Annotated in this window: 27 protein-coding genes; 9 read left to right on the top strand and 18 right to left on the bottom strand. The window is 59.5% G+C overall.

Going from position 1 to position 24210, the window contains the following annotated elements; translation table 11 throughout:
* The 7 genes from RTK01_RS08860 to moaA form a co-directional block, all read right to left on the bottom strand.
* A partial coding sequence (locus RTK01_RS08860) for an ATP-binding cassette domain-containing protein (RefSeq protein ID WP_312280634.1) occupies nucleotides 1-990 on the bottom strand: 990 nt, incomplete at its 3' end.
* A complete protein-coding gene (gene modB / locus RTK01_RS08855; RefSeq protein WP_312280633.1) occupies nucleotides 990-1658 on the bottom strand; it encodes a molybdate ABC transporter permease subunit in 669 nt (222 codons plus the stop codon). The genes modB and RTK01_RS08860, both read right to left, overlap by 1 nt.
* A 129-nt stretch (nucleotides 1659-1787) precedes the next feature.
* Complete coding sequence (gene modA / locus RTK01_RS08850) at nucleotides 1788-2669, bottom strand: molybdate ABC transporter substrate-binding protein (protein ID WP_312280632.1); 882 nt, start codon at nucleotides 2667-2669, stop codon at nucleotides 1788-1790.
* A gap of 161 nt (nucleotides 2670-2830) precedes the next feature.
* Nucleotides 2831-3853, bottom strand: a complete 1023-nt coding sequence (locus RTK01_RS08845; protein ID WP_312280631.1) for a molybdopterin-binding protein — start codon at nucleotides 3851-3853, stop codon at nucleotides 2831-2833.
* Nucleotides 3850-4293, bottom strand: coding sequence for an MOSC domain-containing protein (locus RTK01_RS08840; RefSeq protein ID WP_312280630.1), 444 nt, complete (start codon nucleotides 4291-4293; stop codon nucleotides 3850-3852). Before RTK01_RS08840 ends, RTK01_RS08845 begins: the two co-directional genes overlap by 4 nt.
* Entirely contained in the window at nucleotides 4262-4777 is a 516-nt protein-coding gene (gene moaC, locus RTK01_RS08835) for a cyclic pyranopterin monophosphate synthase MoaC (protein ID WP_312280629.1), read from the bottom strand. Before moaC ends, RTK01_RS08840 begins: the two co-directional genes overlap by 32 nt.
* A 96-nt stretch (nucleotides 4778-4873) precedes the next feature.
* A complete protein-coding gene (gene moaA / locus RTK01_RS08830) occupies nucleotides 4874-5818 on the bottom strand; it encodes a GTP 3',8-cyclase MoaA (RefSeq protein WP_312280628.1) in 945 nt (314 codons plus the stop codon).
* Between the two features lie 151 nt (nucleotides 5819-5969).
* Between moaA and yqeC the strand changes: the two genes are divergently transcribed.
* The gene (yqeC, locus tag RTK01_RS08825) at nucleotides 5970-6629 is read left to right on the top strand and encodes a selenium cofactor biosynthesis protein YqeC (protein WP_312280627.1); all 660 of its coding nucleotides are present in this window, start codon (nucleotides 5970-5972) and stop codon (nucleotides 6627-6629) included.
* A 27-nt stretch (nucleotides 6630-6656) separates the two neighbouring features.
* On the top strand, nucleotides 6657-7505 hold the full coding sequence (yqeB, locus tag RTK01_RS08820) for a selenium-dependent molybdenum cofactor biosynthesis protein YqeB (RefSeq protein ID WP_312280626.1): 849 nt from the start codon (nucleotides 6657-6659) through the stop codon (nucleotides 7503-7505).
* A 172-nt stretch (nucleotides 7506-7677) separates the two neighbouring features.
* On the opposite strand, the gene RTK01_RS08815 is transcribed toward yqeB, so the two are convergent.
* A complete protein-coding gene (locus tag RTK01_RS08815) occupies nucleotides 7678-8595 on the bottom strand; it encodes a 2-dehydropantoate 2-reductase (RefSeq protein WP_312280625.1) in 918 nt (305 codons plus the stop codon).
* A 61-nt stretch (nucleotides 8596-8656) separates the two neighbouring features.
* Entirely contained in the window at nucleotides 8657-9547 is an 891-nt protein-coding gene (locus RTK01_RS08810; RefSeq protein WP_312280624.1) for a hypothetical protein, read from the bottom strand.
* Between the two features lie 39 nt (nucleotides 9548-9586).
* Here RTK01_RS08810 and RTK01_RS08805 point away from each other — a divergent pair, with 39 nt between their 5' ends.
* Together RTK01_RS08805 and RTK01_RS08800 are read left to right on the top strand one after the other, a co-directional pair.
* Nucleotides 9587-9829, top strand: a complete 243-nt coding sequence (locus RTK01_RS08805; RefSeq protein ID WP_312280623.1) for a hypothetical protein — start codon at nucleotides 9587-9589, stop codon at nucleotides 9827-9829.
* A gap of 22 nt (nucleotides 9830-9851) precedes the next feature.
* Nucleotides 9852-10559, top strand: a complete 708-nt coding sequence (locus RTK01_RS08800) for a polysaccharide deacetylase family protein (RefSeq protein ID WP_312280622.1) — start codon at nucleotides 9852-9854, stop codon at nucleotides 10557-10559.
* Nucleotides 10560-10634: 75 nt separating this feature from the next.
* On the opposite strand, the gene secG is transcribed toward RTK01_RS08800, so the two are convergent.
* On the bottom strand, nucleotides 10635-10862 hold the full coding sequence (gene secG / locus RTK01_RS08795) for a preprotein translocase subunit SecG (RefSeq protein ID WP_312280621.1): 228 nt from the start codon (nucleotides 10860-10862) through the stop codon (nucleotides 10635-10637).
* A gap of 287 nt (nucleotides 10863-11149) precedes the next feature.
* Between secG and lexA the strand changes: the two genes are divergently transcribed.
* On the top strand, nucleotides 11150-11770 hold the full coding sequence (gene lexA, locus RTK01_RS08790) for a transcriptional repressor LexA (RefSeq protein WP_312280620.1): 621 nt from the start codon (nucleotides 11150-11152) through the stop codon (nucleotides 11768-11770).
* A gap of 258 nt (nucleotides 11771-12028) precedes the next feature.
* Here the strand turns inward: lexA and RTK01_RS08785 are convergent, their stop codons facing one another.
* The 5 genes from RTK01_RS08785 to RTK01_RS08765 form a co-directional block, all read right to left on the bottom strand.
* Nucleotides 12029-13570 carry an ABC transporter substrate-binding protein gene (locus RTK01_RS08785; protein ID WP_312280619.1) on the bottom strand — a complete coding sequence of 514 codons (1542 nt, stop codon included), beginning with the start codon at nucleotides 13568-13570 and terminating at the stop codon, nucleotides 12029-12031.
* A 25-nt stretch (nucleotides 13571-13595) separates the two neighbouring features.
* Complete coding sequence (gene pgeF, locus RTK01_RS08780; protein ID WP_312280618.1) at nucleotides 13596-14405, bottom strand: peptidoglycan editing factor PgeF; 810 nt, start codon at nucleotides 14403-14405, stop codon at nucleotides 13596-13598.
* 1 nt (nucleotide 14406) lies between these two features.
* The gene (locus RTK01_RS08775; RefSeq protein WP_312280617.1) at nucleotides 14407-14700 is read right to left on the bottom strand and encodes a hypothetical protein; all 294 of its coding nucleotides are present in this window, start codon (nucleotides 14698-14700) and stop codon (nucleotides 14407-14409) included.
* A gap of 80 nt (nucleotides 14701-14780) precedes the next feature.
* Nucleotides 14781-17528: a preprotein translocase subunit SecA gene (gene secA / locus RTK01_RS08770; RefSeq protein ID WP_312280616.1), complete on the bottom strand. Its 2748-nt coding sequence runs from the start codon at nucleotides 17526-17528 to the stop codon at nucleotides 14781-14783.
* A gap of 201 nt (nucleotides 17529-17729) precedes the next feature.
* Nucleotides 17730-18521 carry a hypothetical protein gene (locus RTK01_RS08765; protein WP_312280615.1) on the bottom strand — a complete coding sequence of 264 codons (792 nt, stop codon included), beginning with the start codon at nucleotides 18519-18521 and terminating at the stop codon, nucleotides 17730-17732.
* A 233-nt stretch (nucleotides 18522-18754) separates the two neighbouring features.
* On the opposite strand from RTK01_RS08765, the gene RTK01_RS08760 reads away from it, so the two are divergent.
* Both RTK01_RS08760 and RTK01_RS08755 read left to right on the top strand, forming a co-directional pair.
* On the top strand, nucleotides 18755-19441 hold the full coding sequence (locus RTK01_RS08760; RefSeq protein WP_312280614.1) for a DUF2461 domain-containing protein: 687 nt from the start codon (nucleotides 18755-18757) through the stop codon (nucleotides 19439-19441).
* Nucleotides 19442-19547: 106 nt separating this feature from the next.
* Entirely contained in the window at nucleotides 19548-20132 is a 585-nt protein-coding gene (locus tag RTK01_RS08755; protein ID WP_312280613.1) for a hydrolase, read from the top strand.
* Nucleotides 20133-20211: 79 nt separating this feature from the next.
* Here the strand turns inward: RTK01_RS08755 and RTK01_RS08750 are convergent, their stop codons facing one another.
* Nucleotides 20212-20592 carry a zinc ribbon domain-containing protein gene (locus RTK01_RS08750; RefSeq protein WP_312280612.1) on the bottom strand — a complete coding sequence of 127 codons (381 nt, stop codon included), beginning with the start codon at nucleotides 20590-20592 and terminating at the stop codon, nucleotides 20212-20214.
* A 186-nt stretch (nucleotides 20593-20778) separates the two neighbouring features.
* Nucleotides 20779-22290 carry a glycerol kinase GlpK gene (gene glpK / locus RTK01_RS08745; protein WP_312280611.1) on the bottom strand — a complete coding sequence of 504 codons (1512 nt, stop codon included), beginning with the start codon at nucleotides 22288-22290 and terminating at the stop codon, nucleotides 20779-20781.
* An 86-nt stretch (nucleotides 22291-22376) separates the two neighbouring features.
* Here glpK and RTK01_RS08740 point away from each other — a divergent pair, with 86 nt between their 5' ends.
* On the top strand, nucleotides 22377-23321 hold the full coding sequence (locus RTK01_RS08740) for an alpha/beta hydrolase (protein WP_312280610.1): 945 nt from the start codon (nucleotides 22377-22379) through the stop codon (nucleotides 23319-23321).
* A gap of 3 nt (nucleotides 23322-23324) precedes the next feature.
* Here the strand turns inward: RTK01_RS08740 and RTK01_RS08735 are convergent, their stop codons facing one another.
* Nucleotides 23325-23846: a putative ABC transporter permease gene (locus tag RTK01_RS08735; RefSeq protein ID WP_312280609.1), complete on the bottom strand. Its 522-nt coding sequence runs from the start codon at nucleotides 23844-23846 to the stop codon at nucleotides 23325-23327.
* A gap of 92 nt (nucleotides 23847-23938) precedes the next feature.
* Here RTK01_RS08735 and RTK01_RS08730 point away from each other — a divergent pair.
* On the top strand, nucleotides 23939-24210 hold a 272-nt coding region (locus RTK01_RS08730), incomplete at its 3' end, for a uracil-DNA glycosylase (RefSeq protein WP_312280608.1).

Here is a 24210-nt window from a genome sequence, read left to right as displayed (position 1 = left end):
TTTTTCATCATGCGCCGCCCACGCGGCTTTGTCAAGTTCCATCCGCAGCAGCGGCGCATCCTGCGCCGCGCCGATAGGGCGTAGCAGCACAATGGTTTCAAATACATCGTCAATCACGTTTGCCACGGTGCAGGAGAAGGCGTTTTCTGCACCTTCGACGGCAAACCGGACGTGATGGGACCGAATGCCCGCCACGCTTGTCTCCGGAGGAACGATGCGGCCGCAGCGAAGGTTTACTCCCCATTCGGGCAGGAGAACCGTTCTATCTCCGGGCACGGCGGCGGTGAAGTTTTTACAGCCGGAGAGCCGGGCGGCGGACTCGGTGCCGGGGAAGCGGAACAGCTCTTCCAGCGTTTGTACGGTCTGGCTTTTTCCGTTATTCATTACGCAGACCTTGTGGCAGTTGCGCCAAGCCTCGCCCCGGTCGTGGGTGACCCACAAAACCGAGCCTGGAAAGGCGGCGAGGGTTTCTGCCAGCTCCAGCTCCAACTGGTATTTGAGATAGCTGTCCAGCGCGGAAAAAGGCTCGTCCAGCAGAATCGCCCGGGGCTGAGAGACCAGAATGCGGGCCAGCGCCGTGCGCTGCTGCTGCCCGCCCGAAAGGGCAGCGGGGCGCTTTGCGGCCACATCCTCCAGCCGGAACTGGCGCAGCTTTTCGGCAACCACACTGTCCCGGTTCGCCTTATCCTTCACCGCCACGGCGATGTTCTGGGCGGCGGTCATGTTGGGGAACAGAGCGTACTGCTGGAAGAGATACCCCACCTCCCGCCGCTGGGGCGGCAGGTCGATTTTGGCGGCGCTGTCAAACAGCACCCGCCCGTCCAGCTCGATGCGGCCTTCGTCGGGACGGAGAATGCCCGCGATGCACTTAAGCGTCACCGACTTTCCGCAGCCGGAAGCCCCCAGCAGCGCAAGCGTCCCATTTTCCGCCGTCAAGTGCGTATCCAGAGAAAAGGCCCCCAGCCGCTTGCGGATATCCACACGAAGCATCAGCGGGTTCCCCCTCTCTGCCGGGATTCCAGAAGATTCACCGCCAGCAGTACCACGGCGGAGATGGCAAGATTCACCAGAACCCATCGGGTGGCGCCCGCATCGTCTCCGGTGCGCCAGAGCTGATAGACGGTGGTGGAAATGGTGGCGGTGCGGCCCGGAGTATAGCCTGCAATCATGGACGTTGCCCCGTATTCTCCCAGCGCCCGGGCGAAGGCCAGCACGGTTCCCGCCAGAATCCCCTGCTTGCAAAAGGGCATCCGCACCCGCCAGAAAATGTAGCTGCCCGAAAGGCCCAGCGTCCGCCCCGCGTCCGCCAGCGTCTCGTCAAAGGATTCAAAGGCCCCCCGGGCAGTACGGTACATCAAGGGAAACGCCACCACGACGGTTGCAAAAATGGCGCTCCACCATGTCATCACCATTTTCACGCCAAACTGCTCCAGCACCCAGCTTCCCAAAACCCGGTTGGGTCCCAGCAGACGCAGCAGCAGATAGCCCACCACCGTGGGGGGAAGGACCAGGGGCAGCGTCAGCACCACGTCCAAAACGCCCTTTGCAAGCCGGGGCAGGCGGGCGATGTAATACGCGGCCAGCAGGCCCAGAAAAAACACCGCCACGGTAGAGATGGCGGAAATTCTCAAAGAGTTATAGAGAGGATACCAATCCATGGGAGCTCCTTTCTGCGGGAGGCTCCCGCAAAGGCTTTCAACGTGAGGGGAAAATCGCGGGGATAAGAAACGTTGGAGAGCGGCGCGGGGAAACTTTTGTCCCCGCGCCGCCCGGAAGTCTTGAGTGAATTATGCGGCGGAGAAGCCCACGGCCTCAAAGATGGCCATGGTCTCGGGAGTGGAGAGATAGTCCAGGAACGCCTTCGCCTCAGCGGCGTGCTGAGAGCCGGAGAGTACGGCGGCGGGATAAATCACCTGACCGCACATCTCGGCGGTGGCGCTGTCCACCACGGTAAGACCGGCGGAGTACGCGTCGGTAGCATAAATGACGCCGCAGTCAACAGAAGCCTCGGAAACCTGAGTGGTGACTTCCTTCACGTTGGAGCCGTAAGTAAGCACACCAGCGGTGTTCAAAGCGGCCTCATCCAACTGATAGAAAGCAAGAATCTTCTGGGTGTACTGACCCACGGGCACGTCGCTGTTGCCCATGGCCATCAGGATATCCCCGGCCTTCAGGTGCTCGGCAAGCTGGTCAAAGCTCTCAATGCCCTTGGGATTGCCCTCGGGAACCACCAGCGTCACCTTGTTCTCCAGCAGGTTGATGCGGGTGGCGGTGTCGATCATGTCCAAACCGTCGGGATTCTTCTCGGCGTCGTCCTTCAAAGAGCCGTCCAGCGCGTTCATCTGCTTCTGCGCGGCGGAGATGAACAGGTCGCAGTCCGCGCCCTCCTTGATCTGGGTCAGCAGGGTGCCGGAGGATTCATAGGTGGGGATGACAGTGACGTTGGGCGCCACGGTCTTGTAGGCTTCGATAATCTGAGCGACCGTCTCCGTCATGGACGCGGCGGCAAAGACGGTGATTTCCACCGGCTCGCCAGCAGGGGCAGAGCCGGCGGCGGAAGAACCCGCGGGAGCGGAACCGGAGCCGGAGCTGGAGCCGCCGGTGGAGCCGCAAGCGGCCAGAGCCAAGGCCATCGCCATGGCCAATGTGAGTGCAAGAACTTTTTTCATGTGTACAAACCTTCCTTTCATGTCTCGGCGGCACCGCCGCCAGGGGCTGCGCCCCGAAGGACGCTGTATTTCTGAACTCCCAAGGGAGATTACAGACCGTGATACTCAATTGAGGCCAACGAAATGAAAAGGGAACGCGCCCTCGTGGGCGCGAAACGCCTTCATCTTCCGAAGGGGCAAATGGGCCAGTGGCAGGGCTTGCAGCCAAGGCACAAGCCGCCGTTGCCAAGGGCCACAATATCGGGCCGGGTGACGGGTACGCCCGCCGCTACGCGGGGAAGCACCAGATCGAACACCGTGGCGCCCGCAAACATCACGCAGCCGGGCAGGCCCATGATGGGTACTCCGTCTGAAAAATAGCCCAAAAGAAACATGGCGCCGGGCAGAACGGGGGCGCCATAGGTGACGATTTCCGCACCAGCCGCCCGAATGCCTCCGGGAGTGTTGTCGTCGGGGTCCACGCTCATGCCGCCGGTACACAGCACCAGATCCACGCCCTGTGCGCGGACCTCGGCGATTGCGGCGGCCACATTTTCAACCCCGTCGCCGGAAAAAATCTGAGCAACGGTTTCAATGCCCACGCCCGCCAGCTTCTTCTTCACAGCGGGAGTGAACCGGTCTTCAATCAGGCCGGTTTTCACTTCGCCGCCGGTGGTGACAATGCCAGCGGTTTTCAGCTTGTAGGGATGAACGTTCAAAATGGGTGCGGGGCCTGCCGCTGTTTCCGCGTCTTCCAGCGTAGACTCCGGCACAATCAGGGGAATGACCCGCATGCCCGCCAGTTTGTCCCCGGAGCGTACCGCCGTGCCGCCCTTGCGGGTGGCAAGCATCACGTCGGGGACGGAGTTTACGGCGAAAAGCCGCTCCGCGTCCACAGTAAAATAGCCGTCGCACTCTGCGAACAGCTCAATTTTACCCTCTTTAATGTCCTCTGTCCGGCGAATGTTCTGCCCCATGGACAGGCCGCACAGCCGCAGGGCCGCGTCGTCCTCGTGGAGCATCCCGGCGTTCAGTTCCCAGACGTACAGATTTTCCTTCCCCATGGAGAGAAGTACGGGGATGTCCTCCTCCGCCACCACATGGCCCTTGCGGAACCGGGCGCCCTTGTATTCGCCGGGGATAATCTGGGTCAGGTCGTGGCACAGAACATGGCCCACGGCCTCTCTCGTTTTAATAAGTTTCATGCACCCGCCTCCAGAATTTCGATCTCATCTCCGGCGCGGACGCTTCCCTCCCGCACCACCACGGCGAAAATTCCCTCGGTGGGCATGACGCACTTGCCCACGGCTTGCTTGATGGCGCAGTCGTTATGGCACTCCTTGCCGATTTGAGTGACCTCCACCTCGGTTTCCCCGATGCGCAGGTGTGTCCCCACCGGCAGATGCTTCAAATCAACGCCCACGGTGTTGATGTTCTCCGCAAAAACGCCCTCGTCCAGCGGTATGGGGCTGGCGGCGCGCATAGAATCCACGCTTTCCTCCGCCAAAAGGCTGATTTGACGGTGCCAGTCGCCCGCGTGGGCATCTCCCACAATGCCATGGCGGAGCTTTAACTGAATTTCGGAAATAGGGTGCTTCTGGGTCCCTTTCTGTTCACTGATGTTGACGGATGTTACCTTCGCCATATGCTTCCTCCGCGGCGTAGTCGCCGCTTTTCCCTCCGCTCTTTTTTAAAAGACGGATGTTCCCAATGCGCATGTCCTTTTGGACGGCCTTGCACATGTCGTAGATGGTCAGCGCCGCGGCTGAAACGGCGGTGAGCGCTTCCATTTCAACGCCCGTGACCCCGCCGCAGGCGACGGTGGCCAGAATTTCCACCCGGCTGGGGCTGTCTTCCAGACGGAAGGAGATGTCAATTTTTGTCAGGGGCAGGGGGTGACACATGGGAATCAGCTCCCAGGTCCGCTTGGCGGCCATAATCCCGGCCACCTGCGCCACCGCCAGAACATCGCCCTTTTTCATGGTTCCGGCCCGGATTTTTTCCAAAACCTCAGGCGAAACGAGAATTTCACCGCCAGCCAGCGCTTCCCGCACCGTGACGGCTTTTCCTCCAACGTCCACCATGTGGGCGCGGCCCTGTTCGTTGAAATGGGTCAATTCCTGTGCCATGTGGATACCTCTTATATACCAGATGCAAAGCATCTTCAAAATCATCGTTTGCTTTCGCCAAAGGCGCAAGCGAATAGAGCGGAGCTTGCGACTGCGCTAGCCGCCGATCTCGTTCATATTCCGCAGAGTGTCGCTGCCGCCCTCTGTCAGGTGGTGGCGCTCCGGCTTTTGGGCGATGCCCCGCCGGATGGCTTCCTCCAACTCCGGTCCGTGAAGCCCGCGAAGCGGCAGCTCCGCATCGCTGTGAAGACAGGGCTTCAGTTTTCCGTCCGCCGTGACGCGGATACGGTCGCAAAGGCCGCAAAACCGGTGGCTCATAGGTCGAATCAACCCCACGGTACCGGCCCAGCCGGGCACGCCGTAGCGCGCCGCCGTGCCGGAGGATTTAAGGGGCCGCAGGGCGGGAACCTTCTCCAAAACCGTCTCCGCCGGGATGAATCGACTTTTTTCCCACTGGGCACACTCTCCCATAGGCATCAGCTCAATAAAGCGGATTTCCCAGGGTTTATGCTCCGTCAGGGACACAAAGTCGACGATCTCGTCGTCGTTAATGCCGCCCATCAGGACCACGTTGCACTTCAGCTTTGTAAATCCTGCACGCTCTGCCGCCGCGATACCTGCCAGCGCATCGTCGAGACGGCCTCGGCGGGTAATATGAGAGAAACGCTCGGGGTGAAGACTGTCCACACTGACGTTCAGGCGATCAACGCCCGCATCCCGCAGGGGTGTGGCCAACTCTGGAAGGAGACTGCCGTTGGTGGTGAGGCACAGCTCTTCCAGCCCTTCAATCGAAGAAAGGCCCCGGCAGATTTCCAAAATGCCACCGCGAACCAGAGGCTCGCCGCCGGTGAGCCGGATTTTTTTTACGCCGCAGTTCACTGCTGCCTGTCCGATTTCCACGCACTCTTCCACCGACAGAATCTCCCGGTGCGGACGCTTGTAAACGCCCGCCTCCGGCATACAGTAGCGGCAGCGGTAATTGCACAAATCTGTTACCGACAGCCGCAAATATCGGATTGTGCGGCCGCAGCCGTCGGTCATAAGCACCTCCGTGATACTGAATAAAGGTGAACGGAGTCAGTGTAGCATTTTTGGTAAAGGAAGTCAAGAAAAGATGACTTTCTGTCGCCTTGACGGGAAGAATACATATGTGTTATTCTTCTGAAAGAAGAACGAAAAAGGGGGAAGGCGGATGGATTGGGCGCAGGTGCTGGGGATGCGTCCCGGCGTCACCGCTGTGATCGGCGGCGGCGGGAAAACCACTCTTTTGCGCACGGCGGGAGAAACGCTTGCAGCCGCCGGATTGAATGTGCTGCTGTGCGCCACGGCAAAAATCTATCCTTTCTCCGATTTGCCCTGCGTGACGGAGCCGGGGGAAGAGCCGCTGCTGGCCGCACGGGCGCAAGGCAGGCTCCTTTGTGTGGGGACTTTGCTGGATAATGGAAAGCTCACCGCCCCGGCGGTGCCCATGGCGCGGCTGAAAGCCCTGTTCGACTATGTGCTGGTGGAGGCCGACGGCTCCGCCCTCCTGCCCCTCAAGGCCCACGCGCCCCACGAGCCGGTGATTCCGCCGGAGGCGGAGGGGATAATCTGCGTAGTAGGGGCCTCGGGTTTTGGAAAGCTCATCCGGGAGGCGGCCCACAGGCCGGAGCGCTACGCGGCGCTGGCGGGTGTGGGGGAGGACGACTTGGTTACGCCCCGGATTGCCGCCGCCGTGCTGAGGGCGGAGGGGCTGCACACCGGAGTTTTAGTCAATCAGGCGGAGATGGCGGCGGAGGAAGCTCGGGAATTGGTTCGATTGCTGGACTGTCCCGCTGTAGCCGGGTCATTAAAGCTGGAAAAAATATTTTAACCGCTGTTGCGGAAATGGAGGATACCAATGCTGACAGTAATTCGAGGTGCGGGGGATATTGCCACGGGAATCGCCCTGCGCCTGTGGCGCAGCGGCCTTGCGGTGGTGATGACCGACCTGCCACGTCCCACGGCTATCCGGCGGACGGTCTGCTTTTCGCAGGCCATCGTGCTGGGCCAGACCAAAGTGGAGGATGTGACGGCCGTCCGGGCTGAGACGGCGGAGGAAGCGCTGGCCCTGCTGGAGGAGGGCATGATCCCCGTTTTGCCGGACCCGGCGGGAACGTGCATCCCGGAGCTGCGGCCCGACGCGGTGGTGGACGCAATTCTTGCAAAGAAAAATCTTGGGACAAAGCTGACCGACGCACCGGCGGTGGTGGCGGTGGGTCCCGGCTTTACGGCGGGAGTGGACTGCCACGCAGTGGTGGAAACCATGCGGGGTCACACGCTTGGCCGCGTGTATTATCAAGGCTCTGCCCTGCCCAACACGGGGATTCCCGGGCTGATCGGCGGATTTTCCGGAGAGCGGGTTCTCCGCGCCCCGGCGGACGGAGTGTTTCACCAACTGCGGGATATCGGCGCCATGGTGCAAGAGGGGGACGTTGTCGCCGAGGTGGAGGGGCTTCCCATGCGGTGCACCCTCACCGGTGTGCTGCGGGGGATTCTGGCGGACGGAACGCCGGTGTTTAAGGGAATGAAGGCCGGGGACGTAGACCCTCGGGGCAAAAAGGCCAATTGCTTTACCGCCTCAGACAAGGCGTTGGCGGTGGGCGGCGGTGTGTTAGAGGCCGTGCTGCACCTGACCAATGGGGCAAGAGTTTCCGTGGGTCCATTTTTTGAGACTAGAAAAGCGTCTTCCGGGGATTTTGAGGGATAGGTCCATTGTGTGCGGGTAATATGAAGAACGGCCCCGGGGAATTGAGTTCCCCGGGGCCATTCATTTTTTTATTGGTCTGACCACAGGGCGCGCGCTCTACGTGAGAAGGCTTTCCCACGGGTGAAAGGTGCTGCCGCCGAAATTTCAGTCATACGCGTGCCGAAAAACCGGCTCAATAGGCGCTCTCTATCTCCAGAACCCGCTGGTACAGCCAGTCGTTCATCGACACGGACAAGCCGTGCTTCGCGGCAAGGCGGCGGATGGTGCCGGAGAACAGTTCCACCTCGCTCTTGCGATGGGCCTTTCCGTCCTGCCGCATGGACGGCCCCCCATCGGCAGGAAGGGCGCAGATGATGGAGTCCCATTCCTCCACGTCCCGCTCCGACAGAGAGATTCCCTCTGCGTTGGCTACCAGGACCACCTCCCGCATGGCGCTCAGCATGGCGTCCCGGGCGGGGCCGGGGACCTGTAAGCCGCCATAACCGCACTCAAATACCATTGCCGCCTGATTGCAGCCCGTGTTGCACACCAGCTTGCTCCATAGGTGAATGCGAATGTCCTCCGGCAGGACATAAGGGAAGCCCACCCGGTCGAAAAAGGCGGTGAGCGCCCGCAGGCGGCTATCATCCTGCCCTGCAGGAACTCCCAATGCCAGTTCCCCGAAGTTGGAGCAGATGACATGATTGCCCTCTTTCCGGGTGGGCATTTTCTGAGCCACGCACCATACCACTTTCTCTGCGCCAAAGGTGTCGGATAAAATCTGTTCGCTGAAAACGCCGTTAAGGGCGGAAATGATCACGGTGTCCGGTCCCACCAGATGGCGGCAGCGGTCAATGGCGTCCTGCAGTCCGCTGAATTTCACCGCGAACAGCAAAAAGTCCAGCGGCTCGCGCTCCTGCGCCGTGTCGGCGTATTGAAAGACACAGCGCTCGCCGTTGAGGGTTACGCCCTCGTCCCGGTATTTGGCGGTGCGCTTTGCGTCTGCCAGAATTTTTACGTTTTCATAGCCCGCACCCCGGGTAAGCTGTTGGGCAAAAATCACGCCCAGCGCACCCAAACCCACAATGCCCACGGTTTTGATCTCTTTCATGGCGTTCTCCCCCTTATCAATCATAAAAATGCGGGAGCCTTCCGGCTCCCGCAATGAAGGCTCAGGATGCAATTGTTTCCCGCCACCGCAGGTCATACGGCTCGAATTTTACCTTGCTGTATGCGTCCAAGTCCAGCTTTGTGCCGTCCCAGTCGGAGTGAAGCTCACCGGTTTGCTTGATGAGAATGTCGTAGAGGATGGCATAGGTCACGCCGTCCCCCTCGTCCCGCTCCACAATGGTGGAATAGGGCAGGGTTTTGTGGTAGGTCAGCTCCATACTCTTGTAATCGAAGTGGAAGCCGCAGCGCATCCGGCAGCCGTCCAGCCCCGTGTAGCGGGAGAGTTCCTTCAGGTCGTGGAGAATCATGTCGCCGCCCTCGTCGTAAAGGTTTTCCGGTGTGGTGGCGGTATAGTCAAAGCGGAATTGGATATTGGCACCGGAAATTTTGCGGAACCGCTCCAGATAAGGCACCAAATCCGCCTTGGGATAATCCTTGTACAGCACGCAGTTGATGCGGAAGGGAACCGCCAGACGGCCCAGCAGCGCGTCGTTGGACTCCACCACGTATTTCTGCATGTGGCGGGAGACGTTGAGGCAGGTGATTTTCTCCCGGTTGCGGCGGGTAAATTCCACAATGTCGCTCTCGGACTGGAACTCGGATATCGGCAGGGTGGTGTTGATATAGACCTTGTGACCGGAGGGGATGCAGTCCAGCATCACTTGCAGCGCGTCCAGATCCGCCAAAGGCTCGCCACCGGTGAACACAAAGTCGCACTCCGGGGCGATGGCATGCATCTGCCCGATGCTTTGGCAGATCTTTTCCACGGAAAAGCCCGTCAGATCGGCGTACTCCTCCTTGTTGATGCAGAAGGGGCAGTGGTTGTGGCAGTCATACGGGACAAAGACGGTGACGGTTGCGCCGCCCTGGCGCGTCTTGTAGGGATGAATCATGTCGATCGGCCTTTCGTAAAGAATCAAGGAAATAGAGGCATGAAGCCTTCTGAAATGTTCATACGTATACGATTAAATATTTTACTGCATTATTGGGGAGAGGTCAAGGGAAACGGTAAAAAAACAATGATCAAAAAAACAGAAAGCCGGGGAAATTCTGCGCAGAACCTGTGGGAAACGGCAATTCATCTGTGGAAAAACCGGATGCCGGCGACAAAATGCCCGCCGGCGGTGCCGTTTTGGCTGTGTAATTCTTTAAAAATTACACAGACTGTCTTTTGAGAAATATGAAAGGAGGGAGAGCATGAACAGGCCAAGAGCAGCGTTTTTGGCAATCATGGCGGCGGCGCTTCTGCTTATCTGCCGGGAGGATGCGGCCGTTCCGGCGACGGCGTGGGCGGAGCTCTCCGAGACTAAATTCGTGGCGCTGACCTTTGACGATGGTCCAAGGGCTGACACCACGGGACGGCTGCTTGACGGCCTGCGAGAGCGGGGCGCCAGCGCCACCTTTTTTTTGGTTGGCAGTAAGATTTCTGGAAATGAGAAGCTGGTGCGCCGTATGCGGGACGAAGGACACCAGATCGGGAACCACTCCTGGGACCACAAGGGGCTGAAGGACGTGCCCGTCGCTGTGCTGGGCGGGGAAATTGACAGCACCGACGAGCTGCTTCGCACCGTCTGCGGAGACGGTGATTATTGGATTCGTCCGCCTTACGGGCTTTTGGACAAGGGCGGGCGGGGCAGCGTTTCCACGCCTCTGGTTCACTGGAGCGTGGACCCGGAGGACTGGAAGCTGCGGGATGCGGAGAAGGTCACCGCCCATGTGCTGAAACATGTCCAGCCGGGAGACATCATCCTGCTGCATGATATCTACTCCACCTCCGTGGACGCGGCATTTAAAATTATCGACGCGCTGGAGGAACAGGGCTATGAGTTTGTCACCGTGAAGGAGCTGCTTGCACTGTACGGAGTGGTCCCCCAGGAGGGAAAATTTTATACCAGCGCACGGTAACATATCATGGAAGCGGCGTTTGGAAAAAAAGCGTCTGCCGTGAGATACTCACGGCAGACGTTTTTTCAAGAGAAATCAGATAACGTTCAAAGCGAGGGTTAGAACGATAAACACGCCGCCAATCCACTTGGTCGCCCGGGCCAGCTTCGCGTCGGCGGTTTTTGCCTTGTTCTTCGACAGGAAGGAGTCGGCCACGCCGCCGATGGAGCCGGACAGGCCCGCGCTCTTGCCGGACTGGAACAGCACCACAAGGATCAGGCACAGACCGCACAAAAGCTGAAAAATCGTTACAAAAAGCTGCATTTCAAGATTCCTCCAAAAAATCATTTCCGCAAAAGGACTGCGGAACATATATTCACAGACTTGAATTTTACCACAGCTTCTGCGCATTGGCAAGGGATTTTTAAAAAAAGGAGGCTCTTTCTGTGAGAAAAGATAAAAAGTCAAAATTCTGTGGAACATCTGTTTGCATTATGACAACAGATGTGTTATACTGTTAAAAAAAACAAAGGCAGACAGGCCTCGGCGGCATGCCGGGAGCGGGGCGGGCTGTGCCGCCCCCACAGCACAATGAAAGCGGAGGTGCTTCCATGGAGAAACTTTCCAAAATGCAGCAGAGGATTTATGACTATCTGGTGTCCTCCATCCGGGAACAGGGTTATCCGCCTTCGGTGCGGGAGATCGGGGAGGCGGTGGGTCTGCGGTCCCCCTCTACGGTCCATTTTCACCTGAAGCACCTGGAGGAGGCCGGTTACATTGAAAAGGGCGCGGGCAAGGGCCGGGCCATTGCCCTGACGGGCCCGTTCCAGCGTGGGACTTCCCGGAATCCGGAGGCGCCGCCGCCCAAGCAGGTGCCGATTGTTGGAAATGTGGCGGCAGGAAGCCCCATTCTGGCGCAGGAGTGCGTGGAGGAGTATCTGACATTTGACCCGGAAGGGCCGGAGGACGAGCATTTTGCCCTCCATGTCCGGGGAGAGTCCATGATCGATGCGGGGATTCTGGACGGGGATTTGGTGATTGTGCGCCGCAGAGAGACGGCGGTCAACGGGGAGATTGTGGTAGCCATGATTGACGACGAGGCCACGGTAAAGCGGTTTTCCCGGAGAAACGGGCGGGTCTGGCTTTTGCCGGAGAACCCGGAATACGCCCCCATTGACGGGACTCGCGCCCAGATTTTGGGCAAGGTGACCGCCGTGGTGCGGCGGTACTGAGAAGCGGGGGTTCTCCCCGGAGCGGGCGGAGCTACCCGGAAGAATGCCCTTGGAACGATGCTTGCGGCATGTTTAAAACAGGGAGGACAAAAGCCAAAAGGTTTTTGTCCTCCCATTTATACATTTTTACGGTAAAATAAAGCCCGAGAAGGCATGAGAGCCTTTGCCCGGCAAAAGAGATTTAAGGGGCAAAACGATGACAGTGGTCTGGATTACGGCTGAAAAGCCGCGCGCCCCCGCGCCCCGAATAGGGCCTGCTCAGTCCTCCCGCAGATTTACCGTGCACTCCGCCAGATTGTAAAAGGGATTGGCAGCGGTGGGGGTGAGATGATCCACCACGCCGCTTTGAAGCAACACAGAAAGCGTTTTAAAGCAGATGGGCAAGATGGGAGCCTGTTCCTGAAGGCGGAGGCAGACCCGCTCCAGCGCGGCGGAAGGATTGGCGGAGCTGCGGCAAGCGGCCAGCAGCGCATCCAGCTCGGGGTCGGAAAACCCGCCATAGTTCAATGCCCCCTCGGTGGAGAGCAGCTGGCGAAGGTCCCAGTCCGCCGTCAGCTTCACCTCGCCGTAGTAAAGGTCAAAATTGCCCGCCGCCAGCGCTGCGGAATATTCCTCCCAAGGCAGGACCCGAACGCTGACCTTCAAGTCAAAGGTGGAGAGCTGAGAAGCAACGTGCCGCGCGGCAGCTACTTTGAAGCTGCTCTCCTCGTTGACAATCATGTCAAGGGACAGGTGCTCACCGCTGCTAAGGCCCGCGGAGGTCATGGCCCGCTGAAACGCGGTGTAGGAATAGGTCTTCTCAAGTTCCGCAGGATAGTCGGCCGAGACGGGGGAAACGGGAAACTGAGCGGCTTTTGCATGTCCGGATAGAAACGCGCTGACGGCCCGTTCCCGGTCAAGCCCCAGATTCAGCGCCTGACGCACCGCCGCATCGGACAAAACGGAGGAGCGGACGTTGATTCCCACGTATTGAAAGACGGTGGAAGCCGCCTCGTAAAACTGGATGCTGCCGGTGACACTGATGGGATTGGAGCCGGTAAGGTCCGAAGTCAAAAGCTGCGTTTCGTGTGAAGTAAACTGGAAAAGCATCACATCCGGGTCGTCCGCCGCCCGCAGAACAATGCGCTCTACCGGTTGTTTACCGCCCTGCCAGTGGGGGTTGGCGACAAGCGCTGCGTCCGGTTCACCGGAGACAAAGCCGTAGGGCCCTGTCCCCACGGGCACGGTGTCCGCCGTGCCGGATTTGACAATGGGAATATCAAGCAAGGCAGGAAACGCGGTGTTGGGGGAGGATAACTGGACGCTTACAGACCCGTCTCCCGCCGTGATGGAGGAAACATCCCGCAGCCGCGCGCCATACCGTCCGGAGGACTGCGCTCGGCGCAGTGTGTCGGCTACATCATTGGCGGTGAGGGGCGTGCCGTCGGAAAACAACACGCCGGGGCGGAGGAGGAAGGTATACGCGGTTCCAGAAGGGTCCTGCGTATAGGAGGTGCAGAGAAGGGGCTGAGGCGCAAGCGTCTCGTCCAGCGCAAAGAGCCCCTCACACAAAAGCGCCGCCGCCGTCTGCTGAACCCCGTCCGCACAGGTAATGGGGTCCAGACTCAGCTCCGGATACCACGGCAAGGCCAGCTCCTTCGGCAAAACAGTGGGAGCCGCTTCGGAGCCGGACGGGTCCGCGCTCTCACCGACCTGACCCGGGGGAAGCTCCTCTTCGTCCGGGCTGGGCGAGGGAGTACAGCCGCCCAGCAGCAGTGCCGCACAGAGCACGGAAAATAAAATTTTATTGAATCGCTTCATAGCCCCCTCCGTTTCCGCCTGCGGCTTATGCCAGTGAAATCAGCGCTGCCTGCGCACCCCGCTGTCCGCCGACCCGGCGATAGGACCAAAACAGGTCCGGGCGGCAGTGGGTGCAAAGACCGCTCACATCAATATGTTCCGGGGAAAGGCCCGCTTTCAGTAGCCATTGGCGGTTTAGCCCTGCCAAATCCACATGCCATTTAAGGCCCCGCCGTTCAAGATAGGGCGCGGCATCCTCGCCCAAAGCCGCGGTCATGGCCTGCGGCACGTCGCCGTCGGTTTCAAAGCAGCACTGACCGATGCACGGCCCGATAGCCGCCACCATTCGGTCCGGGTTTGCGCCGTACAGCCGGGTCAGCTCCCGGACCGTCTTTTCAAGGATGCCCAGTGCGCAGCCCCGCCATCCGGCGTGAACCGCGCCCACACAGCATGCTTCCGGGTCGTGGAGCAAAATAATCCCGCAGTCGGCGGAGAAAACGAGAAGGGGAATGTTTTTTGCATTGGTCACCAGCGCGTCGGCGGTGAAGTCTCGCTCCCGCCACAGGCCCATGCCTTCCCGTTCCTCCGTGACGGGAAGGACGGTGGTTTCATGAACCTGCCGGGCCAGCACCACATTACGCATATCCGCACCCACGGCACCGCAGAAGCGGCGGTAATTTTCCTCCACAGCCGGACGGTCACTTTCCCGGCTGGGACCGAGGTTGAGGGTGTCACAGGGGGGCTTGCTCACGCCGCCCTTCCGGGTGGAAAAGCCGTGGGCGATACCGCCGCATCCGTCCAGCAGGGAGGAGGTGAAATAGACAAGGCCGTTTTCCTCATGAGTTGTCAGGGGCATGTCAGTCCTCCTTTTTGGCGTTGGGTTGGTCAGAAGAAGCGCCGGGAGCGGCGCTTTCCGGCGGATTGGCGTTTTGGACTGCTTCGGCGTCCATCTTGCCGTTCAGACAAAGACCCAGCACTTTTACAAGGCCACAAAGCAGCAAAACACCGCCCAGCCCAAGAAAGAAATCATGAACAATGGCCATGGAGAACACGATGGAGCCAATCCCCGCAAGCATTAGGACGATTCCCAGTAAAATATTCCGGATGTCCGACAGTAAATGTATCGCGCTGCCGTTTGCGTCGTCTTTCATAAAACGCTCCTTTCAGTAAGAACCGTCCCCCGCCCTCCCGGCAGGAGAACAGGGGACGGCCTGAATCGCGCTGCAATTTGTCAGGAGTGATACTCCGCGCAATCGCAGTTTTTAAACTTTTTCCCGCTGCCGCAGGGGCAGGGATCGTTGCGTCCGATTTTTGTGACCTTGCGAGGCTGCTTTTTGGGCGCGGTGCTGTCGCCGCCCACGTTTTCGGTCATACCCTTGGCCACCCGCTCCCGCTTGACCTCTTCGTTGGTCTTGATGCGCACGGAGAACATCCGGCGCACCGTCTCGCTCTGAATGGCGGAAATCATCTCCTCAAACATGGTGAGGGATTCCTGCTTATAGGCGATGACGGGGTCTGTATTGGCGTAGGCCCGCAGGCGGATGCCCTGCTTCAAATCGTCCATGGCGTCGATGTGGTCCATCCAGTATTCGTCCACCACGCGCAGCATAATCACACGCTCCAGCTCTCTGGCAATACTGGGGGTGAACTCCTGCTCCCGGGCCTCGTAGGTCTTTTCCGCTTCGTCGTAAAACAGCTCGGAAAGGGCCTGCTCGGTCTTCTCCGTCAACTCCTCCTCGGTGAAATGGAAGGTGTCCTTGGGGAAATACAGCCCCTCCAGTCCCGTCAGCATCTCCCGGAAGCCCGCCTCGTCCAAGGCGGTCTGCTCGCCAAAGACCTGCGCCACCTGATCGGTGATGGCGGATCGCGTCATGCCAAGGAGAATCTCCTTGAGGTCCTTGCCGTCCAAAACCTGCTTGCGCTGGCCGTAAATGATTTCCCGCTGCTTGTTCATCACGTCGTCGTATTCCAGCACGGACTTTCTGGACTGGAAGTTCCGGGATTCCACAGTGGTCTGGGCATTTTCAATGGCCTTGGAGAGCATTTTGCTCTCAATGGGCGTGTCCTCATCCAGATCCATTCTCTCCATGATGCCGGTAATCCGGTCGCCGCCGAACAGGCGCATCAGATCGTCCTCAAGAGAGATATAAAACCGGGTTTCGCCGGGGTCACCCTGACGGCCCGCGCGGCCGCGGAGCTGGTTGTCAATCCGGCGGGAGTCGTGGCGCTCGGTGCCGATGATGAACAGGCCGCCCGCCTCACGGACCTTTTCCGCTTCATTAGAAATCTCAGACTTGTGGCGGGCGAGGGCTTCGGCGTACCGCTTCCGGGCGTCCAGAATCTCCTCGCTGTCGGTTTCGGCATAGCCGGTGGCCTCGCCGATCAACTCGTCGGACATACCGGCCTTGCGCAAATCCGCCTGCGCCATATACTCGGCGTTGCCGCCCAGCATGATATCGGTGCCGCGGCCCGCCATGTTGGTGGCCACGGTGACGGCGCCCAGCTTTCCTGCCTGCGCGATGATCTCCGCTTCTTTTTCGTGGTTCTTGGCGTTGAGGATGCTGTGAGGAATCCCCTCGTTGCCTAAAAGCCCGCTTAGAATCTCGTTCTTCTCGATGGACACCGTGCCCACCAGCACCGGCTGGCCCTTTTCGTGGCACTCCTTGATCTGCTGGATGACGGCGCGGTATTTCCCCGTCTCCGTCTTGTACACCACGTCGTGGTTGTCCTTGCGCTGATTGGGGCGGTTGGTGGGAATCTCGATGATGTCCAGATTGTAAATGGTGCCGAATTCCTCCTGCTCGGTCATGGCCGTTCCGGTCATGCCGGAGAGCTTTTCGTACAGGCGGAAATAATTCTGGAAGGTGATGGTGGCCAGCGTCTTGTTCTCGCTGGCAACGGTCACATGCTCCTTGGCTTCGATGGCCTGATGCAGTCCGGCGGAATACCGCCGTCCGAACATCAGACGGCCGGTGAACTCATCCACGATGATGACCTCGCCGTTTTGCACCACGTAGTCGATGTCCCGCTTCATCACGCCGTGGGCCTTGATGGCCTGATTGATGTGGTGGGACAGGGTGGAGTTTTCGGGGTCGGACAGGTTTTCGAGGTGAAAGAACTGCTCCGCCTTTTCAATGCCGTTGGCGGTGAGCATGGCGGTTTTTCCCTTTTCGTCCACAATGTAGTCGGCGGACTCGTTCTCGTCGTCCTCCTCCTTGCTGTCGACCTCGGCCACAACACGCTTTTTCAGGCGGGAGACAAACATCTCCGCCATGTCGTACAATTGAGTGGATTTTTCACCCTGTCCGGAAATGATCAGGGGGGTGCGGGCCTCGTCGATCAGGATGGAGTCCACCTCGTCCACGATGGCAAAGGCGTGGCCCCGCTGGACCAGCTCGGCGGAGTAAATGCACATATTGTCCCGGAGATAGTCAAAGCCCATCTCGTTATTGGTGCCGTAGGTGATGTCGGCGTTATAGGCCGCCTGCCGCTGGGCGGTGGTAAGGCCGTGGACAATCAGGCCCACCTCCAGCCCGAGGAAACGGTGAACCTTGCCCATCCAGTCGCTGTCGCGCTTGGCGAGATAGTCGTTCACCGTGACGATATGAACGCCTTCGCCGGTCAGCGCGTTGAGATAGGCGGGGAGGGTGGCGACCAAGGTCTTGCCTTCGCCGGTCTTCATCTCCGCGATGCGGCCCTGATGCAGCACCACGCCGCCTACCAACTGCACGCGGTAGGGACGCAGGCCCAGCACGCGGTCCGCAGCCTCCCGCACGGTGGCAAATGCCTCCGGCAGGATGGCGTCCGGCGTCTCGCCGTTTGCCAGACGCTCTTTAAACTGGGCGGTCTTGCCCCGCAGTGCTTCGTCGCTCAGCGCCTTGTACTCGTCGCTCAGCGCCTCAATTTTATCGACGATGGGATAAATCTGCTTGAGCTCGCGGGAGCTGTAATCTCCGAAAATTTTCTTCATGAAGCTCATAGGTGATTAAAGATCCTTTCTGACCCGGCTTTTTGGGAGAAAAAGTCGGAATGATATTCCTTATATAAATAGGCAGTCGCCAAAAGCAACGATAAGCATACCACACCTTTTTAAAAAATGCAAAGAAAATCAGGCCCAACGAATAAAATTTACATTTAGGCAGTTTCTATGTACGACACTGCAAAAATGACGGAAAAATACTTACAGTTCACAGCTTCCCCGCTCCGCCAGCGCCACCCGGCCGGTAATGGTCAGGGCGGGGACACGCCCGTTTTCCCATGCTGCGGAAACGGTGATGGTTCCCCCCGGCTGGCGAAGGTCCACGGAGGCACTTTCTCCCGCCTGAGAAGCGAGATATGACCCCACGGCGGCGCTGCCGCTGCCGCAGCCAGACTCCCACACCGCCGTGTCGGTGGAGCGGACATAGACCAGCGGCGTGATGGAGCCTGCGGCCCCGTCATAGAGCATAATACCGCAGGCATCCGCATCCATCGCGGCGCACAGGGGGCGGATGGCGGATTCCGCCGCTTCACGGGAAAGGGTCCCGGCGGAGGCGATGCAGTGGACAATGCCGTCAAACACCACGGCGGGGATGGAAATCCCGCCGGGAAGCTCCGCCGTGGTAATCTCCACGGGCAGGGGCATGTTCACAGTGCCCCACAGCCCGTCCTCCCGCCGGTCAAGACGGCAGGTGAGAATGCCCTCGTGGCCGGAGACTTCCAGCGGAACCTCGGGAGCCGTCAGCCCGTCCCTGTCCGCGGCATAGGCCGCGGCGGACATGGAGGCGTTGCCGCAGAATTCGCCGCCCATCATTTGCAGGCGCAGCGCCGCGCCGGGGAGAGTGGCAGGCTCGATAAAGCCCACCTGCTCCACCTGAGGCCGGTCGGACATCAGTTTTGCCGCTACCTCGGGCTGCATGTCACGGGGAACGGAGGTGGAAACCAGCAGGGTGATATTTTTGGTGGGGTCCCAGATTGTATAATCGAGCTTCATGAACAAATCCCTCCGGTTTTCAAAAGTTCGGGCAGCCGCAGGCTCCCGTATTTTACAGAAGTATTTGTACAGTATAGCACGGACAGAGGGCAAAGCAAACCTTTTCACCCCAAAAATGAATTTTTCAATTCCTTTTTGGAAAAATCGGTGGTATGATATCTTTGTAGAAAAAACTGCGGCGATTTGTGCCGCCGCCCTTGCAATTTGGAAAAACAACGGAACGGGAGGCAATCATGTTCAATGGCTTTACGGACGAAACGGTAGATTTTATGTGGGGCATCCGCTTCAACAATGAAAAGCCGTGGTTCGAGGCGCATAAGGAAATTTATTTATCCAGCTTTTACCGCCCGATGAAGGAGCTGGGGGACGAGCTGTACGACTGGTTTTCGGAGCAGAGGCCGGAGCTTCCCCTCCGGGGCCGCGTTTCCCGTATCTATCGGGATGCCCGGCGGCTTCATGGGCGCGGCCCCTTCAAGGATCACCTGTGGATCAGTGTGGAGGCCCCGGCGGAAAGCGTGTGGACCGTGCAGCCCTGCTTCTGGTTTGAACTGGGACCGGACGAATGGAGCTATGGCCTTGGATATTACGCGGCCAGCCCCTCCACCATGATGAAGCTCCGCGCCCGCATGGAGCGGGATCCGAAGCCCATGGAGACGCTGACCCGGAGACTGAACCGGCAACAGGAGTTTTCCTTGGAGGGAGAAGAGTATAAGCGGCCCAAGGAAGGCGCGCCAAGCGAGTTGCTGGCCCCATGGTATTTGAAAAAGAGCTTTTCTATGGGCCACCGGGACAAGCTGAACGAGAGTCTCTTCACGCGGGAGCTGGTGGATCGTCTGAAAACGGGCTATGTATTTCTCCTGCTCTATTACGACTATTTCGTGACGCTGGAATGCGACCCCGATCCTCGGGAACCCGGCTGAACGGACTTGCAAACCCACGAAAAGACGCGTATCATGCGGCGTAATTACACAGACGCGCGGCTTTAGATAAGAAGTGTGCCGCACATTAGAAACGGAGGAAACATCCATGAAAGACTATCCCCAGAGAGAACAGGCGCTGGCTCTGCTGCGCAAGTATAACGGCGAGCCCTTCCACATTCAGCACGGGCTGACGGTGGAGGGCGTGATGCGGTGGTATGCCGTTGAGCTGGGGCATGGCGAGGACGCGGATTTTTGGGCCACGGTGGGCCTTCTACACGACGTGGACTTTGAAAAGTGGCCGGAGGAGCACTGCCTGAAAGCGCCAGAGCTGCTGAAGGAAATCGGCTGTGGCGACGAACTGATTCACGCGGTTTGCAGCCATGGCTATGGGATTTGCTGCGATGTGGAGCCTGCGGAGGAGATGGAGAAGGTTCTCTTCGCCGCCGACGAGCTGACGGGCCTGATCGGCGCTGCGGCCCGGATGCGGCCCAGCAAAAGCTGCCAGGACATGGAGCTGAACAGCCTGAAAAAGAAATACAAGGATAAAAAGTTTGCCGCCGGCTGCTCCCGGGACGTGATTCAAACCGGGGCGGAGCGTCTGGGCTGGGAGCTGGACGAGCTTTTGGACAAGACGCTTGCGGCAATGCGCGCCTGCGAGGACGTGGTGACTGCCGAAATGGCGGCGCTGTAAGGCGCGCTTCCAAAAGAAGTAAAAAGTAAAAAACGAAGGCCCGGACATTTGTCCGGGCCTTCGGCTTTTCACGCGGAGATTATTCGCCCATGGGCGCGCCGCACTGGGGGCAGAACTTGCTGTCGGAGGAGGTCCCGCAGATGGGGCAAGCCTTGCTGGCGTTCTGGGCAGCTTCGGAAGCCTCTTCCTTCACAGGCTTGCTGGCTTCCAGATCAGCAATCTTTGCCTTGGAGGCGGACACCGCGTCCACCAAATCCTTCACCGCGGGAGGAATCTCACCACTGAATTCGCTGACATACCACTCGCCGATGGCGCGGAAATTCTTGTCAATCTCCCGCTGCTCGCTGGCAATGGACATGTTGATTCTCGCCAGCTCCGCGGCGTCCTTCGCCTTGTCGGCGGCGACAGCGGCAACGGCCTGCGCCTTTTTTCCAAGATCGTTCAAAAAGTCAAATGCCATGTTGAAAACCCCTTTCATTTCCCGCGCTTTCGCGCTGTATCCGTTGGAGTGCAGTCCTTAGACCAGGTTACTTGCATTTAGTATACATGGTCGGCAGATAAAACGCAACCGATTTTTCCAAAATTCACAGTTCGTTTTCAAGTGGATGCAGCTCCATGTAAGATCAGCCGGTCCAGGGCGTGCGTGTCACGTCTCCGGCTCAATCCAGCCCTGTGCCCGCGCCACGGCCCGGCCCCAGCGGCTCAGGTCCTCCCGGCAGACCGCCGCGTCCCGCACGGGCAGAAACACGTGCTGGCTGCGCCGCAAGGCGGAGAGCTGCTCCGGACCGGTCCATACGCCTGCAGCCAGTCCCGCCAGCGCCGCCGCGCCAAAGGCGGTGGTTTCCACCTGTACGGGCCGGTCTACCGGCAATCGGAGCGCGTCCGCCTGAAGCTGGAGCAGAAGATCGCTGACGGACGCGCCGCCATCCACCCGCAAAGAGGTGATGGGACGACCCGCGTCGGCGGCCATGGCGGTGATTAAATCGCAGACCTGAAACGCGATGGAGTCCAGCACCGCGCGGCAGAGGTGGGCTTTTCCGGTACCCCGGGTAACGCCCAGAATGGTTCCCCGGGCGTACATGTCCCAATAAGGCGCGCCAAGGCCGGTGAACGCCGGGACCACCAGTACCCCGCCGCTGTCCGGCACGCTTTCCGCCAGCCGGTCGCACTCAGGGGCACTCTCAATCAGCCCCAGTTCGTCCCGCAGCCACTGGATGGTGCTGCCCGCGTTGAACACGCTGCCCTCCAGCGCGTAGCAGACCCTGCCGCCAAGACTCCACGCCACGCTGCACACCAGCCCCGCGTTTGAAACCACCGGCGCACCTCCGACATTCATCAGGGTGAAGCAGCCAGTGCCGTAGGTGTTTTTCACCTGTCCCGGCTGAAAGCAGCTCTGACCGAACAGGGCGGCGGGCTGATCTCCCGCGCTGCCGCAGATGGGAATGCCCTCAAGGCCCTCCAGACCGGGAATCCCCTCCGCCACCGTGCCGTATTGCTGTGAATTGCCCACCGGGCGGGGCAGGAGATTCATGGGCACGTCCAGTTCCCGGCACAGTTCTTCGTCCCACTCCAGCGTATGAATGTTGAACAGCATGGTGCGGGAGGCGTTGGAGTAATCCGTCACATGGACCCGCCCGCCGGTAAGGTTCCAGATGAGCCAGGTGTCCACCGTGCCGCACAGCAGCTCGCCCCGCTCCGCTCTTTTCCGGACGCCGGGGATATTGTCCAGCATCCATTTGATTTTCGTGCCGGAAAAGTATGCGTCAATTAAAAGACCGGTTTTTTCCGCCACTGTTTTGCCAAAGTTCCGGGCCTTCAGCTCGTCGCAAAGGCCCGCCGTGCGGCGGCACTGCCAGACGATGGCGTTGTAGACCGGTTTGCCGGTCTTCTTGTCCCAGAGAATCGTGGTTTCCCGTTGATTGGTGACGCCGATGGCGGCAATGGCCTTGGGGTCGATGTGGGCGGCGTCCACCGTCTCTTGCAGCGCCCGCTTTTCTGTTTCCCAGATGTCACGGGGGTCGTGCTCCACCCAGCCGGGCTGTGGATAAATCTGGCGGAAGGGATGCTGGGCGCGGGAGACAATTTCCCCCGCTCGGTTGAACAGAATCGCCCGGGAACTGGTGGTGCCCTGATCCAGTGCAGCGACAAAGGGTTCCATGGCAAAACCTCCTGTGGAAATTTTACGCGCCGTGTGCTATGATATCTGTATGAGAGGCATTATAGCACAGAGGGGAGCGCGTTGCCATGGTAAAGCAGGAATTTACCGTTCTTTCTCGCGATGGAAAAACGGAGCTTCACGCGGTAGAGTGGCTGCCGGAGGGAAAATGCCGGGCGGTGCTGCAAATCGCCCACGGGGTTTCGGAATATGTCCTGCGCTACAAAGAACTTGCGGCGTATCTGACGGAGCGGGGATTTGCCGTGGTGGGAAACGATCATTTGGGGCACGGCGCGTCTGTTGCAAGCGGCGCGCCCCGGGTTTATTTTGGCCCAGCGGGGAGTTGGGACACGGTTGTGGACGATCTATACGCTCTCCGCTGTTTAGCGGGCCAAAAGTTTCCCGGTCTGCCCTATTTTCTGCTGGGGCATTCCATGGGGTCCTTTCTGGTCCGGACGTACCTGATCCGTTATCCCGGCACGGTGGACGGCGCGATTTTGATGGGCACGGGGCAGATGCCTAGGGTATTGACGGCGGCGGGCCGGGCAATTGCGGCTGTCGAATGTTGCAGAATCGGGGATGCGCGGTCCAGCCCCCTTGTTCAGAAACTGGCTTTCGGCGCCTACAACAAGGCATTCGCCCCTAACCGGACGGAGTTTGACTGGGTGTCCTCTGAAGAGGCGACGGTGAATTTTTATAAGGAGGACCCCCACTGCGGCGAAAATCCCAGCGTAGGGTTGTTTCGGGAGATGCTGGGGGGCATTGCGTTTATTACCAACCGGGCCAATTTAGAGAAAATGAACCTCAGCACACCGGTGCTGTTTGTCTCCGGGGAAGAAGACCCGGTGGGCGAGCGGGGACGGGGCGCACGGCGGGCATACCGCAGCTTTAAGAGAGCAGGTGTTCGGGATACGGAACTAAGGCTCTATCCCGGCGCGCGGCATGAAATTTTAAACGATGTTTGCAGGCAAGAGGTTTGCCGTGATTTGACGGACTGGTTGCTGGCCCGGCTTCCCGCTGAGAGGGAGGCGTGAGCGCTACGCTTTTCCCCGCAGCGCCGCCACGCTGTGGGTGACGGAGAGAATGCGGAGGGTGCACACCGCGTCGGCTGTGAAGATCAGCAGTGCGAGGAAGGTAAGCGGGGGCGGGATACGGTCGATGACCGCCTCCAGCATCGGATGAATCAGCAAAAGAGCCATGGAGGCCAGTGCGCCCCACGCAAGGGAGAACAGGATGCAAACCCGTCCCTGAAGGTTCCCCCGGACGTGGGAATAATCCCAGAATTTCACGCCCAGCATCGCCTCGCAGGCCCAGTGGTAGAGAAATTCCACTGCCGTGGCCGCCGCGGCTCCCGCCACCGGGAGCCACAAGCCCGCCCGCATGGACGCGGGCAGGGCCAGCACCGCCATGGCCCCCAGCCCGTACACCGGGCACAGGGGGAGAAACAGAAGACACCGCCGGACAGGATGCGTCTCGTCGGTGGTGCGGCGGGCGTAAACCCGCTCTAAAAAGCAGCCTACAAGGCTGTAAAAAATGAAGACCCAGAACCAGTATGCCAAATGAAAACCCTCCGTCTGTTTTTTTCAGTTTGTCCGGGGGAGAGAAATTCATGCGGCGCTTTTAAGAAAAATAGAGGGCGAGGAGAAGCGGTATGGAAGAGTGGCAAAAGCTGCGGGGAGAGTGTCTGGAGTGCCGGAACTGCGGCCTTGCACAGACCCGCACCACCGTGGTGTTTGGCGACGGCTGCGAGACGGCGGAGGTGCTGCTGGTGGGCGAGGGACCGGGGCAGAACGAGGACGAGCAGGGCATTCCCTTTGTGGGGAAGGCGGGGCAACTGCTGGACGATATGCTGGAGATCATCGGACTGGACCGGACGAAAGTCTATGTCGCCAACACGGTGAAATGCCGTCCGCCCCAGAACCG

This window comes from Oscillibacter sp. (assembly GCF_031978065.1).
In the GTDB taxonomy this organism is placed as follows: Bacteria; Bacillota; Clostridia; order Oscillospirales; family Oscillospiraceae; genus Oscillibacter.
The sequence above is the reverse complement of the archived record's forward strand: the minus strand, read 5'-3'. Positions and strand labels throughout refer to the sequence as shown.